The organism is Sporacetigenium mesophilum DSM 16796 (genome assembly GCF_059569055.1).
The window spans coordinates 38,312-54,929 of the sequence record NZ_JCANUR010000018.1; the positions used below are offsets into that span (position 1 = coordinate 38,312).

The 16,618-nt window shown below is 29.9% G+C and carries 19 protein-coding genes; 11 read left to right on the forward strand and 8 right to left on the reverse strand.

Translation table 11 applies throughout. The annotated features are described in order from the left end of the window. Positions 1-16 precede the first annotated feature (16 nt). Positions 17-805: a phage antirepressor KilAC domain-containing protein gene (locus BS62_RS12815; RefSeq protein ID WP_496491673.1), complete on the reverse strand. Its 789-nt coding sequence runs from the start codon at positions 803-805 to the stop codon at positions 17-19. 79 nt (positions 806-884) lie between these two features. Further along, the gene (locus tag BS62_RS12820; protein WP_496491674.1) at positions 885-1,076 is read right to left on the reverse strand and encodes a helix-turn-helix transcriptional regulator; all 192 of its coding nucleotides are present in this window, start codon (positions 1,074-1,076) and stop codon (positions 885-887) included. A gap of 163 nt (positions 1,077-1,239) precedes the next feature. On the opposite strand from BS62_RS12820, the gene BS62_RS12825 reads away from it, so the two are divergent. Continuing rightward, entirely contained in the window at positions 1,240-1,626 is a 387-nt protein-coding gene (locus BS62_RS12825) for a helix-turn-helix domain-containing protein (protein ID WP_496491675.1), read from the forward strand. 20 nt (positions 1,627-1,646) lie between these two features. After that, complete coding sequence (locus tag BS62_RS12830) at positions 1,647-2,075, forward strand: ImmA/IrrE family metallo-endopeptidase (protein WP_496491676.1); 429 nt, start codon at positions 1,647-1,649, stop codon at positions 2,073-2,075. Positions 2,076-2,210: 135 nt separating this feature from the next. Here BS62_RS12830 and hydG read toward each other — a convergent pair whose 3' ends face one another. After that, positions 2,211-3,629, reverse strand: coding sequence for a [FeFe] hydrogenase H-cluster radical SAM maturase HydG (gene hydG, locus BS62_RS12835; protein ID WP_496491677.1), 1,419 nt, complete (start codon positions 3,627-3,629; stop codon positions 2,211-2,213). Between the two features lie 361 nt (positions 3,630-3,990). On the opposite strand from hydG, the gene BS62_RS12840 reads away from it, so the two are divergent. The 4 genes from BS62_RS12840 to BS62_RS12855 all read left to right on the forward strand — a co-directional run bounded on the left by BS62_RS12840 (position 3,991) and on the right by BS62_RS12855 (position 5,413). Next, positions 3,991-4,620 carry a DUF4397 domain-containing protein gene (locus BS62_RS12840; RefSeq protein WP_496491692.1) on the forward strand — a complete coding sequence of 210 codons (630 nt, stop codon included), beginning with the start codon at positions 3,991-3,993 and terminating at the stop codon, positions 4,618-4,620. A 117-nt stretch (positions 4,621-4,737) separates the two neighbouring features. Then, the gene (locus BS62_RS12845; RefSeq protein ID WP_496491678.1) at positions 4,738-4,956 is read left to right on the forward strand and encodes a DUF1659 domain-containing protein; all 219 of its coding nucleotides are present in this window, start codon (positions 4,738-4,740) and stop codon (positions 4,954-4,956) included. A gap of 33 nt (positions 4,957-4,989) precedes the next feature. Next, positions 4,990-5,211, forward strand: a complete 222-nt coding sequence (locus BS62_RS12850; RefSeq protein WP_496491679.1) for a DUF2922 domain-containing protein — start codon at positions 4,990-4,992, stop codon at positions 5,209-5,211. Positions 5,212-5,266: 55 nt separating this feature from the next. Then, positions 5,267-5,413: a YvrJ family protein gene (locus tag BS62_RS12855; protein ID WP_496491680.1), complete on the forward strand. Its 147-nt coding sequence runs from the start codon at positions 5,267-5,269 to the stop codon at positions 5,411-5,413. A 78-nt stretch (positions 5,414-5,491) separates the two neighbouring features. On the opposite strand, the gene BS62_RS12860 is transcribed toward BS62_RS12855, so the two are convergent. The 3 genes from BS62_RS12860 to BS62_RS12870 all read right to left on the reverse strand — a co-directional run bounded on the left by BS62_RS12860 (position 5,492) and on the right by BS62_RS12870 (position 9,082). Further along, positions 5,492-7,153 carry a S8 family serine peptidase gene (locus BS62_RS12860; RefSeq protein ID WP_496491681.1) on the reverse strand — a complete coding sequence of 554 codons (1,662 nt, stop codon included), beginning with the start codon at positions 7,151-7,153 and terminating at the stop codon, positions 5,492-5,494. Between the two features lie 80 nt (positions 7,154-7,233). Further along, the gene (locus tag BS62_RS12865; protein ID WP_496491682.1) at positions 7,234-8,640 is read right to left on the reverse strand and encodes an MATE family efflux transporter; all 1,407 of its coding nucleotides are present in this window, start codon (positions 8,638-8,640) and stop codon (positions 7,234-7,236) included. Between the two features lie 10 nt (positions 8,641-8,650). Beyond that, entirely contained in the window at positions 8,651-9,082 is a 432-nt protein-coding gene (locus BS62_RS12870) for a MarR family winged helix-turn-helix transcriptional regulator (protein ID WP_496491683.1), read from the reverse strand. Between the two features lie 202 nt (positions 9,083-9,284). Here BS62_RS12870 and BS62_RS12875 point away from each other — a divergent pair, with 202 nt between their 5' ends. Beyond that, positions 9,285-10,028, forward strand: a complete 744-nt coding sequence (locus tag BS62_RS12875; protein WP_496491684.1) for a DUF4397 domain-containing protein — start codon at positions 9,285-9,287, stop codon at positions 10,026-10,028. A 16-nt stretch (positions 10,029-10,044) separates the two neighbouring features. On the opposite strand, the gene BS62_RS12880 is transcribed toward BS62_RS12875, so the two are convergent. Then, the gene (locus BS62_RS12880; RefSeq protein WP_496491685.1) at positions 10,045-11,718 is read right to left on the reverse strand and encodes a flavin monoamine oxidase family protein; all 1,674 of its coding nucleotides are present in this window, start codon (positions 11,716-11,718) and stop codon (positions 10,045-10,047) included. Positions 11,719-11,876: 158 nt separating this feature from the next. Between BS62_RS12880 and BS62_RS12885 the strand changes: the two genes are divergently transcribed. From BS62_RS12885 to BS62_RS12900, 4 genes are read left to right on the forward strand one after another with little or no spacing between them, the layout of a single operon-like run. Next, on the forward strand, positions 11,877-12,611 hold the full coding sequence (locus BS62_RS12885) for a DUF4397 domain-containing protein (protein ID WP_496491686.1): 735 nt from the start codon (positions 11,877-11,879) through the stop codon (positions 12,609-12,611). Positions 12,612-12,629: 18 nt separating this feature from the next. Further along, positions 12,630-13,358, forward strand: a complete 729-nt coding sequence (locus BS62_RS12890; protein ID WP_496491687.1) for a DUF4397 domain-containing protein — start codon at positions 12,630-12,632, stop codon at positions 13,356-13,358. A gap of 20 nt (positions 13,359-13,378) precedes the next feature. Beyond that, complete coding sequence (locus tag BS62_RS12895; protein WP_496491688.1) at positions 13,379-14,110, forward strand: DUF4397 domain-containing protein; 732 nt, start codon at positions 13,379-13,381, stop codon at positions 14,108-14,110. A 13-nt stretch (positions 14,111-14,123) separates the two neighbouring features. After that, positions 14,124-14,858 carry a DUF4397 domain-containing protein gene (locus BS62_RS12900; protein WP_496491689.1) on the forward strand — a complete coding sequence of 245 codons (735 nt, stop codon included), beginning with the start codon at positions 14,124-14,126 and terminating at the stop codon, positions 14,856-14,858. A gap of 27 nt (positions 14,859-14,885) precedes the next feature. On the opposite strand, the gene BS62_RS12905 is transcribed toward BS62_RS12900, so the two are convergent. Next, positions 14,886-16,618 (reverse strand): PAS domain-containing sensor histidine kinase (locus BS62_RS12905; protein ID WP_496491690.1); only part of this gene is annotated, 1,733 nt, incomplete at its 5' end.

Genomic DNA, 16,618 nt, shown 5'->3' on the forward strand with positions numbered 1-16,618 from the left:
TCATCACTTACTTTTTCTATATATACATTTGCCCCTTACCACTTACCAAAGTTGTGGTAGATATTTTGTCTCCGTCTATAGTTTTATATGTTTGTTCAATTAGTTGAAGTATTCCTTGTTCTATGTAAACTTGCTTTGGCTTGTTTTTTTCTTTTCCACCTTTGATAAGGTACCCGTTGTCCCTTAACCATCTAAGTAATCTATTTCTACCTATTTCTATTCCATGATTGTTTAGTAGTTTTGCAAACTCACCAATACCTATAGAATCACTACTTGCTGCAATACTTTTGGCAAAGTTGGTATATGGTTTATCTAGTGTTATAGTAGCTTCTAATTCTTCAGCCCTTTGATTTGCTATTTTTGTTTTTTCTCTTTCTTTATTTAATTTTGTAGCAAGTCTTGTAATATAATCTGAATCTTCAAGTGATTTTTTTATAACTTCATCAGTCATATATACTCCGCTTTTTCTTATACTAGGTAGTACTTCATCAAATATCCATCTTTCAAATTTTTGAGCACTTGGAAGCTTAGATTTAATAATTAATCTGTATAAATTACCTTCATCAATAAACTTCTTAGTAACTGTTTGAAAAATATCGCTTCCATCTGATCTTTTTGCTCTTACCGTCACCACGTCACTGGTAGTTACCCCGTGATTTTTACAATTATCTAATATAGCCTTTCTAGGATTTGAGTATCCAAGTATACTAGCGACTTTAACAGCTTCTATATACTCTTTGTTATTTTCAACTATTACTGAAACTTCTCCGAATTCATTGTTATTAAAGATTTTTAAGTTATTCATAATACTACCCCCCCATTTTTATTTGAGTTACCGCTTTGCATGCATTGAAGCATTTTAATCACCTCATCGGTAACTTAATTTACAAAAAAATATCCTCCACTTTTAACCCAAATACTTTCGATATCTCAAAAGCTTCTTGTATGTTAAATAAGCTTTGTTGATTTTCTTTCTTTATATACGTTGATCTTGGCATGTCTATAAGTTTTGATATATCAGTTTGAGTTAATCCCATCTGAACTCTAAGCCCTTTTAATCTCCTACTATAATTCATAGCATCACCTCCTTATTACCTTACAGGTTACTTGGTATGCTTTTATTTTATAACCTGAAAGGTTACATGTCAATAGTATTTTATAATTTTTTTATTATTTTCGGTAACATAAGTTTACTTTAAGGTAACAATATGTATAATTGAATTAAAGGAAGGTGAAGAAATGGGAACTTTAGCAACTAGATTAAAACAATTAAGACTTGAAAGAGGAATAACACTTGAACAAGTAGCAAAGGATCTCAATACCACTAAGGTTACTATTTCTAGGTATGAAAACTCAGTGAGAGAACCTAAAAGTGATACTTTAAGACAATTAGCAAATTACTTTGATGTTTCTATAGATTATTTATTAGGGGAAAGCGATGAGAGAAAACATATTACTGATGATGAAAGAGAAGTCCAGGTAATATTAGAAGAAACTAGAAAAAAACTAGAGAATAATGAGGGTTTAATGTTTGATGGGGAGCCAATGTCTAAAGAAGCCATAGAAAGTTTACTTCAAGCAATGGAAATAGGTATTGCTATGGTTCAAAAGAAAATGAAGAAATAGATTTATTAGGGGGATTTTTAATGAGTATAAAAAATTTAGTACTTAATCTTAGAAAGAAATATAAAACTAACGATCCTTTGGAGATAATACGGGCAATGGGCATAACTTATTTTGAATGTCCATTGGTCGATTTTAATGGTTATTATGATGGCAGATTTAGTATACCTTATATATGTGTTAATAGTAATTTGTCAGATGAAGAGAAACTTATTACTGCTGCCCATGAGTTAGGTCATGCTCTGCTTCATCCTAAGTTAAATACTTTCTTTTTGTCTAGACATACATTGGCTGTTAAAGGTAGATATGAAAGACAGGCGAATACTTTTGCTGCTGAACTTTTGTTAGATAATAATATTTTTGAAAAGTATTATGGTCATACTATAGAATACATAGCTAAGTGTGAAGGGGTATCTCAAGAACTTGTTGAGTACAAATTTAATAATTTATAGGGTTATTTTTTTTGATTTATTATCGAACATACATTCTCTTTTTTAAGTAGTATGTTTTCATTTAAGCTTGACCATGAAAAAAGAGGCAGTTCATCGCCTTAACTGCCTCTTTTAATTCCTTATCCAGAAACTATACTAAAATCTAAAATCTCGTTTCCCATCCTTTAGTTCTGTAAGATGCTCTTTTGTCATCTCTTTAACTTTTTCATTAGGTATATTTTCAACTTCATCAGCAATTAATGCTTCCCCATTCACCTTTGTGCCATTAGAAGCATAGTCCTCTAAATATTCTTTAAGAGTCATCAAAGCATTTGGCTGACAACAATTTGCAATTTGTCCTGATTTAACAAGCTGCATGAATCGGTCACCAGTTCTTCCTTCACGATAACAAGCAGTACAGAAGCTTGGGATATAATTCATTTCTAAAAGCCAGTTCACTATTTCGTCCAGTGTACGATTATCATTAACATCAAACTGTGCAGAATTATCATCTTTTAATTCAGGTTCAACATAACCACCAACGCTAGTTCTAGAACCACCACTAATTTGTGATATACCTAATTCAAGTACACGCTCACGTGTTTTCTGAGATTCACGAGTAGATACAATCATACCTGCATATGGTGCTGCAATACGAAGTATCGCTACAATTTTTGCAAAAACATCGTCTGATATTGCATTGGAAAAGTTTTCAGGATCAATATCATCTGCAGGGCGGATACGAGGGACACTAATAGTATGGGGGCCAACTCCCATTGTAGCTTCTAAATGTTCAGCATGCATTAGTAATCCAACAAAATCATATTTGTACATATTAAGACCAAATAAAACTCCAATACCCACATCATCGATACCAGCTTCCATAGCACGATCCATTGCCTCAGTGTGATATGCATAATCATGTTTTGGACCTGTAGGATGCAGTTCCTCATAAGCATTCTTATTGTATGTTTCTTGAAAAAGTATATATGTTCCTATACCTGCATCTTTTAATTTTTTATAATTTTCTATTGTTGTAGCAGCGATATTTACATTTACACGTCGTATTTCTCCATTTTTATGTTTTATACTATATATTGTTTTGATACTTTCAAGAATATATTCAATAGGATTGTTTATAGGATCTTCTCCCGCTTCTAATGCTAAACGCTTGTGTCCCATATCTTGAAGTGCAATTGTCTCTCTCTTAATTTCTTCTTGAGTCAATTTTTTTCTTGTTATGTTCTTATTTTTATAATGATATGGACAGTAAACACATCCATTTACGCAGTAATTTGAAAGATACAAAGGAACAAACATTACAATACGATTGCCGTAATTTCTCTGTTTAATTTCCTTTGCAAGTTTAAACATTTTTTCATTTTCATCTTCTAAGTCACATTCTAACAATATAGCAGCTTCTCTATGAGTTAAACCCTTACAATCCTTTGCCCTTTCAATAAGGCTACTTATAATCTTTCGGTTGTTTTTGTTTTCTCTAGCATAGTTAAGAGTGTCCATAATTTCTTTATCACTAATAAATTCAGTTGCAACTTTAGACTTACTGTTATACATTAAAAACCCCTCCAATAGACACCTTAAAAGCAACTCTCGCCTTCTAATTTGAGATTAACCCTCATTTAGTACGATACTTTTATAGTTAAATCTTAGATATTATACTAATACTATTTGTTATATAGAAATATACCTCAAAAGCTCTATATAAATAGTTTTTATCGCACATAACTATAAAACTTTTAAATAAATCATAGTTTGATTGTACCTAAATATAAAAATAAATGTATCTATGCCTTAGATAACAAAATACTATCATTATGAATATACTATTATATGGCAAAAGTAAACTTAAGGGGATGATCTTATTCGCCAAATAATATACGATTCATTAAGCCAATGTATAGACTATCAAGCTTCAATAAGCAGGACATTTGATGCTGTTTCAGGACTATTACTAAATGTATATGTAGATGATGTTCTTAGATATAGAAATTTAAGATATTCACAGCTTACTAATTATATTCCAACTGTGCCAGGTCCAAGAAATGTAAAAATATACAACGCTCAAAACAATGAACTTTTGCTAGAAATTCCAGATATTGAAATGCCTCCTGAACAAATAATAACAAGTGCAATATACGGAGGTACAAATAGCTTAAAATTTTTACAAATAATAGATGACGTAAATCTAAAGATAGCACCTGATGAAACAAAAATTAGATTTTACAATTTAAATTCTATTCCTATAACATTTACAATTACTCCAACTATAGGGCTTCAAGATGAGCTCTTACAATCTGGCCAAGGTACTGAATACTACAATATGCCACCTGGTGATTATAATATTCAAATTTCATGGACTAATCAAACACCTAATCAAAAATCTAAAAATGTAAGTATTAGGTTTAATCCAGGTAGAATATACACATTGTATTTTATCAATAGCATAAATCCAGATGATTTAAATTATTCTATAGCAAATATCCCACAAGTAGTACTAATGGTTGATGGAAATACATTATACGATAAATGCAGTTTGCTATATTAAAAACCTCCTTGTTATAGGAGGTTTTTTTATTAAACTTATTTTCAAAACTTCTTTTCTATTTGTAGAATTTAATTCTATATATAATTAAATTAACCTAAAGGAAAGGAGGTAGATAGTATGGCTATAGAAATAAACAATCTTTCTTCATTAAAGATAAAATTATCTTTGGGACTTGATGAGCATGGCAAGGCCTTAGTTAGGTCTAAGACATTTGGTGCCCTAAAGCACGATGCAGTAGCTGATGATGTTTTAGCTGTTGCAAATGCTTTTGTAGGTCTTCAGCCACACGACTTAATGGATGTTGTAAAAGTAGATAACACATCTATATCTGAGTAGTAATTTTAAAATTTTTAGATAGGAGGTGATTTTATGGTAAAAACTAGATTGGTTATGACTTTTGTGGATGCACTTGGTCAAAATATATCTATGTCTTTAGATGATCCTAGAGCTGATATAACACAGGCTGAAATAACATCTGCTATGAACTTAATAGTTTCAAAGAATGTATTTAAGCCCAAAGGTGCTGATTTGGTGGGGATTGTAGAAGCTAAAATAATAGCTACTGATACTACTGAATTTGAATTAGCATAGATAAAAGCCCTTTTAATAAGGGCTTTTTTAGTACAATTAAAAGGAGGTAAATAACATGGACTACATAAAAACTCTTATAGCCGATGTTGGCTTTCCCATTGCTGTATCAATGTATCTTCTGGTACGCATAGAACAAAAGCTTCAAGTGCTATCTGATAGTATTAATGATTTATCCAACAATATAATATCTCTAAAAAAATAATTACAGATAAATACTGGCTTTTACTCCTAGGTAAAAAATATATCTATGGGTAAAAGCCTTAAATTCAAATCTCTTCCTTTATCTAAATTGGTCAAACATTCCTCTTATGTCTAAAAGTCCATAACCATAAGACACATTTGGATATGTTATATCTGGAAACTTTCTAGCTCCTTGCATCATATATGATTTTATCATTTGAACATATGATACAATAGGATTAGCTCCATTGACTAATATATATTGCAAAAACAATGCTACAGCTCCAGATGCATGTGCTCCTGCTGCACTACTTCCTGTTATATTGCCATATCCACCACCTGGGTAAGTAGATATTATATTAACTCCTGGAGCTACAATATCTGGCTTTAACTTTTCGAGTCTTGTTGGGCCTCTAGATGAAGATTGCCATATACTATTATTTACAGTATTATATGTTCCAACCGTAATCATTTCATTTGACGATGACGGATAGTTTAGAGTTCCAAATGGGTCTGCTTCTGAAAACTTAGTTCCTGGTTGTAGTAAGGACCTATTTGGTAAATACATGTCATAATGTCCATCAACTATATAGTCTCCATTTAATCTAATTGTCCATATTCCTGGCTTCACATCTCTTAATGTTATTATTGTTAGTTGATCGCCAGAATAAAAATCTGGATAGCTATAAAAAATTTCATATGGTGTAAGCTCATAATCAAATATACCTGTAACTGTAGTCAAGTCCCTAACTGTTGATGTTTCGCTTAACTCTCCTGATGGTGATATTATTAATACTGATACTTTATCAGGTCTTTTCCCCCAAAACTGAATCTGTAGATCTCTTTCATTTGCCCCTACTTCTATTAATACATTTCTACTTTCTCCTTGTATTATAGTACCTGAATAATGGGTTTGTGTATTACCTTCATTCCCAGCTGCAGCAACAGTAGCTACACCTCTATCTTCATAAAAAATTAAGTTCTCAAATATAGTTGTTCCTGATACTCCCCCAAAATTACTTCCTAAAGATATATTTATAACTAATGGTCTCCCCAGTTCTAATGCTTTAAAGTATGCATAGTATACTCCTGCCATTAAATCAACCTTACTATAATAACCATTTGTTTCTGTTAATTTTACTACTATAAGTTCTGCACCAGGCGCTACACCTACATATTGAGGATTTACCCTCCCTCTTCCAGCTGCTATTCCAGCTACTAATGTTCCATGTCCATTTGTATCTTGTGATAATGATGAATTATTATTTGCTATAGCTTGATTTATTTCATCATTATTATATTCAACTCCAAACAAAAATGGTTCTGGAGAATTTCCAGCTATGGTTTGGTCCCAAAGGTAGACTATTTTAGATGTTCCATCTTCATATATAAAATCTGGATGTAGATAATCTATTCCTGTATCTATAACAGCTATTAACACTCCCTCACCAGTTAAAGGGTTGTATGGATTATTATGAAAGAACAATCCACCTATTTCTCCTACAGCACTAACACCTGTAACGGTCGGTTCTTGTCTTTCTGAAAGCAAGGCCATAGGTATATCATAATCTATAAAGTCTATCTCTGGTATTTGCAGTAAATCCTTAGTACTAACTGTTGTTTCAGTATAAAGTATACCTACCTTTGTACTTAATCTAACAAATCTATGATTAACTCCAAGATTAGAAAGTCCGGCTTCTATATCCCCATTGTAAGCTATGAAATACTTTGTTGTATTAGGCACTATGTATCTAGGTACCACTTTATCATCCCTTTCTATATGTATCATATATTATATATATGTTTTTTGAGGCACTTTAATAATAAAAAAAGCTCAGTATTTTATACTGAGCTTTTTGGGCATGAATTTATATAAACTTCTTTTTCATCTATTTTCTCTTTTTCTTCTTCTTTATAAGACTTAAATTCATTTCTTATTACAACTACAGTTATTATAGTAGCTATTAAATCAGCTACTGGTTGTGCTATCCAAACTCCGTCTAATTGTAAGAATCTAGGTAATATCATTATCATAGGTATTAACAATATTACTTGTCTTAATAAACTTAACATCATAGATTTCTTAGGCTTACCTACCGCTTGAACATATGTTGAACCTACAATTGATATAGCTACTATAGGTAGTGCAAATGAATATTTCCTAATCCCATTTACAGTTATATCCATAAGTTCTTTATCTTTACCGAAAAGACTAACTAAGACTTCTGGTGAAAATTGTATTACAATCCATCCTAGTATTAACATAATAGTTGAAGCTATTACAGATAATTTATATGTTTCTTTTGCTCTATTATAATTTTTCGCTCCATAATTATATCCTATTATAGGTTGAGCTCCTTGAGTTATACCAAATATAGGCATTAAAAATACCATCATTATTGAAAATATTGTAGCCATAGCTCCTATAGCCAAATCTCCACCATATGTTTTTAAAGCGTTGTTACTTATAACTTGAACCAAACTTGCAGCTATTTGAATAACAAATGGCGCAGCCCCTATTACAACTATACTTTTAACTGATTCTGTTTTTAATTTTAGACTTGATATTCTAAATTTCAAATTAGATTTTCCTCTAAAGAAATATGAAAGACCCCATATAGCTGAAAATGTTTGACATATTATAGTTGCTAAGGCAGCCCCTTTTATTCCCATATTTAATACATTTATAAATAAAAATACTAATATTACGTCTATTATACATGCAACAACCATTATCATTGCTGAAAGTCTAGGATTTCCATCTGCTCTTATCATATGGCTTAATGATAAAGAAAGAACAGCACATACTGTACCTAATAACAGTACATTTACATAAGCTTTGGCATATGGTAGAGACCCTTCACTTGCTCCAAATAACCCTAATATGCTATCTGCAAACAAAAGTCCTATTACTGTCAGTATTATTCCTATAATTACTGATAACGTAAATGTATTTCCTAATATCTGTTCTGCCTCTTCTTTTTTTCCTTGACCTAATTTTATAGATATATTAGTGGCTGCCCCTATACCTACAAGTACTGCAAATGCTAATATTATAGTTGTAACTGGCATAGTTACACCAATTCCTGTTATTGCAAGTGGCCCAACCCCTGGTATATTTGCTATAAATATTCTAGCTATTATGTTATATAGAGAGTTTACCATCATTCCAACTATTGCTGGTATTGAATATTTTAAAAGTAGTTTTCCTATCGATTCTGTTCCTAACATTTCTTGACTTTTATCCATTTACACCCTCCTATTTTACACTTGTATTAATACATACTTTTTTAAGTAACATTATAATAGTTTCTTTTTCTTCGTCAGTAAGGCTTTGTGTCATTGTGTTTTCTAGTTCATCAAAAACCTTGTAAACACTAGATTTTACTTCTTTCCCTTTATCTGTTAAATATACGTTATGTGCTCTTTTGTCACGTTCATCTTTTAGTCTTACTATAAAGTTTTCTTCTTCAAGTTTTTTTAAGGCTCTAGCAGTTGTTCCTTTATCTATATTTAGAGCACACGATATATCATCTTGAGTTCTTCCATCTTTTTTATAAAGTTCTATGAGAAACATTACTTGCCCCGAACCTATTCCCTCTTTGGCAAGGGCCTTTGTAATAAATGTTCCACCTTTTCTGTAAATGTGTGATATATATCTTCCTATGTTTTCAGTTCTATTCTTTTCCAATTTATTCACTCCCACTTATATACGTCAAATAACATTAAAGCCGACTTATATATTGTATGCTAATTAGTTGTGTTTGCAACTATATTATTTTATATCATATTAGTTGTGTTTGCAACTATATTTTTAATAGTTTATTTTTTAACCCTTAAGCTCCAAAATTCATATATTAATACTATGTCAGATTAATAAAGGAGATATTAGATTGATTAATAATAGACAACTCATACAACCAAGTCCAACTTTATTTACTTTTTTAAATAATGAATTATCTCTGCCTTGTTTGGATAATTCAAGTGGATTTATTAGAGTTTTTAACGCCCTACCTTCAGATGCCAAGTTTGATGTATATGTAGACGATACATTGTTAGCAGAAGAATTAGCATACAAACAATTTAGTTACTATATACCTAGACCAGCACTCAAAGCTTATAATATTAAGGTTTTTAATTCTCTAGACCATAACACACCTATAATAGATACACAAATAGAAATAACCCCTGGAAATGTAGAAACATTGTGTATAAATGGAACTGTACAAAACCCTAAACTAGTAAAAATAACAGGTGACCCTACACAACAGACTTATCGCGATAAGGCATCTATTAGATATGCTAATTTAACAAAAGATAGTATTATAATTAATGTATCTACTACAAATAATATTGTGTCATATATAAATTTGAAGCCAGATGAATATACTAGATATATAGTTATAGACCCAGGAACATATAAATTTAGATTTATTCAAGTAGGTTCTCCAGATAATAACTCTCCTACTGTATCTCATACCATAAACCCAACTAGAATATATACATTTTATCTTGTAGGAGAATTAGATTCTAATTCAAAATACCCATTAGAACTTGTAATATCAGTAGATATGACAACAATTATAAAAACATGCCCACCTGATATGATAAGGCATCCAAAAAACGGTCTTATATAAATATAAGACCGTTTTTTCACTTTGATATATGAACTTTTGAAAATCTAGCTATATTATTTGCAGCTTCCATACCAGTTTTTAGCGCGCCTTGTGTCCAAGCATGAGTACCTGCTATATGCTCTCCTGCAAATACTACCCTACCATTATATTCTGGTAATGTTGATACATAAGAAAATAATCTTTTTTGATTTGGAGCAAGATAATGGAATCCTCCTTGGAATGAAAATTCCCTATCCCACTGAACAGTTTTGTAATTAATTAATATTTTGTCCAAATACCCACTTGGAAGGTTATGAACCATTTCTATATTTCTTTTGATTATACTTATTCTTATTTTATCTGGTAAGTTTCCTAATCTTATTGCATCTAATGTATAACTATATGTCCATAATACTCCAGAATTATATGAGTTTTCATTACATTTTTCATCTAAATCATAAGATGGATACCAAAGAGATGCTATAGGCAAATCGGTATAAGAACTTCCTCCATATATAGGCCCATACATTCTATTTTTTTCCCAAAATCGTTCTTCAAAATGCATACCTGTTTTGTGTGCTGTTTCATAATTCAAATCCCTTATAGCTTGCATTTTTTGTGTAGAAAACTGAGGATATATATCTACAGTTCTAAGAGATGAAAAAGGAATAGCACATACAACATAATCAAATGTAGAACAACTTATATGCTCTTCTTGGTTGTATCTATAATGTAGCGTTACAGGACCGTTATTTTTAGATTGAGTAATTCTCGTTACATAATGATTATCTTTAAATGTTATATTCCCTAGTAAATTATTTTCTATATTATATTCTCTAGGATATTTGCTATTTAATGATTTACGAAATGCTAGTGGTAAATTTACCATTCCACCTTCAATTTGATATACAGTTTCAAAGTCAGCAGTATATTGTTCTTGAAGAAATTCTAATATATTTGTGTATGCAACTCCTCCTGCAAGGGAATTAACACTAGATAACATATACATTGCCTCTCTACTTAATCCATATCTAGTTGCTGCTTCACGTAAATCTATAGAATCAAGATACAAAATATTAGGACTATAATGTGGTTTTACTTGAATTAATTCTTTTCTTTCTTCTGGGGTTAATCTGAATAAATAATAATTTAAAAAATTATTTACCATTTGATTCCAGGGTGTAGCTCTTTCTCTAGGAGTTAAATTATAAAAAGGATATATATTTCTCATAACACTTATTCCATTGGAATCATTTTGTGCATGTATGTTTTTTACATATCTAATTGCATTTTCGTTAGAATATATAAATGGCTTTGTTTTTAGGTTAAATAAATCTATATAATGCCAAGATGTTTCATGGGCAATTGGTATTCTCATAGCCCCTAATTCAGCATATAATTTTTTATCTTTATCAAAGTAATTGGTATATATTCTGCCTCCAATTCTATCTTTTAGGGCATCAAATATTGTTATATTAAATCCTAGTTTTCTAAGTTCAAAGGCAGCAGCAAGGCCAGAAGCTCCCCCACCAATTATCCCTACATTTATATTTTTAAAAGAACCGGGCTTAGCTATATTTGTAATATCAATAGGAGGGCTTAATATATTTAATATATTTTCATAGTCTTCTGGTCTGTTTTGACTTTTTAATAATTCATAATATATTTCATGTCTTTGAGCTTTTGTTGGACTATTTATTAATTTATTCATTATATACTCTCCTTAAATTCAATATATTTATATATATGCTTAAGAAGAGTTATGTGGTTCCACATATAACTATAGATTAAATCTAATTTTTAATAACCATAAATTACGATATTCATATATTAACATTAAGATAAATTATATAGAAAGGAGACATTATTTTGTATTATAAAAGACAACAGCAGTATCCAGATTTTACAACATTGTTTCAGTTTTTAACTAACGAAATATCTTCTCTACCTTGTTTGAGTTATAAAACAGGTTTTGTTAGAATGTTTAACGCATTGCCATCAGATGTTAAATTTGATGTATATATAGATGGAATACTATTGGCAAAAGAACTAGCATATAAGCAATTTAGTTATTCTATAGCTGCATCAGCATATAAAGTCCATAATTTAAAGGTTTTTATTTCAGATAAATTAGATACACCTATAATAGATACAACAGTACAAGTAAATGCAGCAAATGTGGAGACATTAGCTATAGTTGGCAGTGTTGAAAATCCTAGAATATCTATAATAGTAGGCGAGCCAGGACAACCAATTTATCAAGATAAGTCATTAATTAGGTATGCAAATTTAACTGACAAAGATATTACAGCTAATGTACTAATTGGCAATAGACTTATTTCATCTAAAACAATTAAAAGTAATGAATACAATAAATACGACACTGCAAATCCAAACACATATAAATTTGAATTTGTTTTAGCTGATTCACCAGTAGATACCTTCAAGTCTTCTACTATTCATAGTTTAAGACCTACAAGGATATATACATTTTATCTTGTAGGAGATACAGATGCTAATTCCAACTATCCACTAGAACTTGTAATAGCAGTAGACGTTGTATCGTTAATAAAGCAATGTCCACCTAATATGCCTGGATTTTAATATAAAGGAGATGACAATTTGAAAAGACAGCTAGATAATCCAAGTTTATTTCAATTCTTAACTGAAGAGTTGAATTTACCTTGTGTATCTTACAACACTACCCTTGTTAGAGTTTTTAATGCCTTGCCTAGTGAAGATAAAATAGATGTGTATTTGGATGGCGATTTATTAGCAAAGGAACTAAACTACAAACAATTTAGTCATTATATACCTGTATTAGAAGGTGATACTCATAATATAAAAGTTTTTGTCTCTAGTTCAAGTGGTGAGCCTATACTAGATACTCCAGTAAAAATACATCAATCAAATATAGAGACACTAGCTATAGTTGGTACTATACAAAATCCTAGCGTGATAAATGTAGTAGGAGAACCTACTCAACCATCATATCCTAATAAGGCATTAGTTAGATACGCTAATTTATCACAAAATAATCTTAATATTAATGTATTACTTAATGACAACATTATTCAATCTGGACCTTTGAGTATTAATGAATATACTAGCTACTCACTTCTAAACCCTATAATGTATACATTCCAGTTTGCATTAAATGATAACTCAAACAATAATTTCCAAACTTCTGCCACACACATTTTAAAACCTACTAGAATATATACCTTTTATCTTGTAGGAAGTTTGGATACTAAATCACAAACACATTTAAATTTTCCATTAGAGCTTGTAATATCAGTAGATATAACTACAATAATAAAAAAATGCCCAGAAGATATGAAAAGACTATAATTGAAAAAGGAGATATTATTTTGTATTATAAAAGACAACAATATCCAGATTTTACAACATTGTTTCAATTTTTAAATAACGAGTTAGGTGATATTTGCTTGCCTTATAATATAGGTCTTATTAGGGCATTTAATGCTATACCTTCAGATGCTAAACTTGATGTATATGTAGATGAAATCTTATTAGCACATGAACTAAAATACAAACAATTTAGTTACACAATAGCTACATCAACACTTACAAGCCATAATATAAGAGTTTTTGATTCTAGCAAACCAGATACTCCTATAGCACAAACACAAATACAAATACCTCAAGGCCATGTAGCAACAATTAATATAGTTGGCACTATACAAAATCCTAGAATATTATTGTTAACAGCTAGTTCTAATCAGCCAACTTATAGTGATAGGGCCTTAGTTAGATATGGCAATTTGTATGATAGTGACATTACAGTTAATATAATAAAAAGTAAGAATGTTATTTCATCCAAAACAGTTAGAGCAAATGATAATACTCAATATGAAGTTATAGCCCCAGGAGTATACCAGTTTCAATTTAAACTAACAGATTCTGTAGGAAATACTGGTTTAGGTTCTGTTATATATGAAATAAAACCTACTAGATTATATAAGTTATATCTTGTAGGAAGTCCAACTAATGATCCAAATTATCCATTGGAGCTTATATTAACAGTTGATATTATGACAGCAATGAAGCAGTGCCCACCTATGATGAAGAGATTTATATAAAGGAGGGGATACTTTGAATAGACAAGATAGTAATATAAATTTATATGAGTTTTTGACTAAGGAATTGATTCTTCCTTGTTTATCCTCTAATACTTCAATTATTAGAGCTTTTAATGCATTGCCATCTGATACTAAATTAAATGTATATCTAGATAATGAATTGTTAGCTAGTGAACTAGAATACAAACAATTTGGATTTTATATACCTATAATAGAATCAAATATTCACAATATAAGAGTTTTTGTTTCAGGTGAAAAAAACACTCCAATAATAGATACACAAGTAGAAATATACCAATCACGAATTGAGACATTGGCCATAGTTGGTACATTACAAAACCCTAGTATATTAAAGATATCAGGAGATCCTAATCAAGAGATTTTTCTTGACAAATCAGTAATTAGATATGCTAATTTATCCCAAAGTAATGTTGTAATTAATGTAATATCTAATAACAAAGTTATTCAATCAGGTCCCCTTAATATAAATGAATATAATAAATACTCACTTTTAAATCCAGGATTGTATGAATTTGAGTTTGTAAATCCAGTAGATAATTTCAAAACTTCATCTACTCATATTTTAAAATCTACTAGAGTATATACTTTTTATCTTGTAGGAACTTTGGATTCTAATTCTCCAATGTATTTAAGTTATCCCTTAGAGCTTGTAATATCAGTAGATATATCTACAATGGTAAAAGAATGTCCAGAAGATATGAAAAGACTATATACTAAAAAAGACTAGGCTTTTATCCAAAACCTAGTCTTACTATTATGCATATATATCAGAAAACTCAATATGTATACTTTCTACATTGCTACTTCTTATTATTTCTTCTTCTTTTTCTTCTTCTTCAAATTGGATAACAGGCAATTTTATAATAAATTCACTTCCCTTGCCAAATTCACTTTTTACATTAATTTGCCCTTCGTGATGTTCAACTATAGACTTTACTAAAGATAATCCTATTCCACTTCCTTCTTTATTCCTTTTTATAGTCTCATCTACTTGTCCAAATCTATCAAATATCAAATCAAGCTTTTCTTTTGGAATACCTACTCCAGTATCTTTTATGGATATTTCTATATTGTCATCTTTATCATATATGTCTACACTAATTTTACCATATGGATTTGTAAACTTTATAGCATTAGATAATAAGTTTAATATAACTCTTTCCATTTTATCTGGGTCTATAGCTATAATTTTTTCTTCTATTTCTGTATCAAATACAAGCTCTATATTCTTTTGAGCTGTATAGTCAGTAATTGATAATGTAATGTCTTCTATTATGTTTACTATATTGTGATTTTCTCTTTTTATATCATAAAATCCTGATTCCATCTTTGTTACATCTATTATGTTATTAATAAGTCTAATTAATCTAAAGCAGTTTTGGTTTATAGTAGCTGTATGTTTATATAAATTTTCTTCTTTTAAATTATTCTTTTTGCCTTGTGATTGTAAAAGCTGGCTAGAGCCATAAATAACGTTTAATGGAGTTTTTAGTTCATGGGACATATTTGCAAAAAACTCTGTTTTTATTTTATCGTAATAAACTTTTTCATTATATTTTTGCTTTAGTTCTTCAGTTTTCTTTTTTTCAGTTACATCTCTAACAATAGCTAGAATATGTCCATCGCCCATAACTTCAAAAGGCATGGCACAAATTTCAGCATCTAATACTTCATTATTATGAAGTATTATCTTTTGCTCTAAAAATTCTACATTTTTGCCTTCTAAAACATCATTCATTCTATTAAATATAACTTCTTCATATTCAGAAGAAACATTTGAAAAATTACTTTCATGATTTCCTATTAAATCAGTCTTACTACTTACATTTAAAATTTTAGCCATAGCGTCATTAGCATAAACATATTTTCCATTATGTAAAATACAAATACCCTCAGGCAAAAGTTCTATTAATTTTCTATAAGTTCTCTCACTTTGTCTTAACTGTTTTTCTGCATGTTTACGTTTTGTAATATCTTTAAACATTGTTAAAATTCTTTTGTTTCCGTTTTCATGAATGATAGTTGATGTTAATTCTACGTATTTAGTAATTCCTTTATTGTCTCTCATAACATACTCAAAGTTAGAATCAATTTCATTTCCTTTTAATATATCATTTTTTCTGCCTAGGTTACTTAATTTATGTTCAGGATGAATAAATTCTTCTGAATTTCTTCCTATTAAATCTTCTATATTTTCTATATTCAAAATCTTAAGCGCTTCTTCATTTGCATATAATATTTTTTCTTCATCTTGTACTAGTATACCATTAGGAGTATTTTCAACTAGCTTTGTATATCTTTCATTGCTTTCTTCTAACTCCTCTATTTTATTATTTAACTTTATATTTGCTAAGTTCAATGATATATATGGATTTTTTAAGTTAGTTTGAGCAATAGCTTTATATATTAAATAATAAGATAAAAAGTTTAAAATATGGCCTATCATGTTTGACTGTCCATATACACTTGCATATGTAGTAAACATAG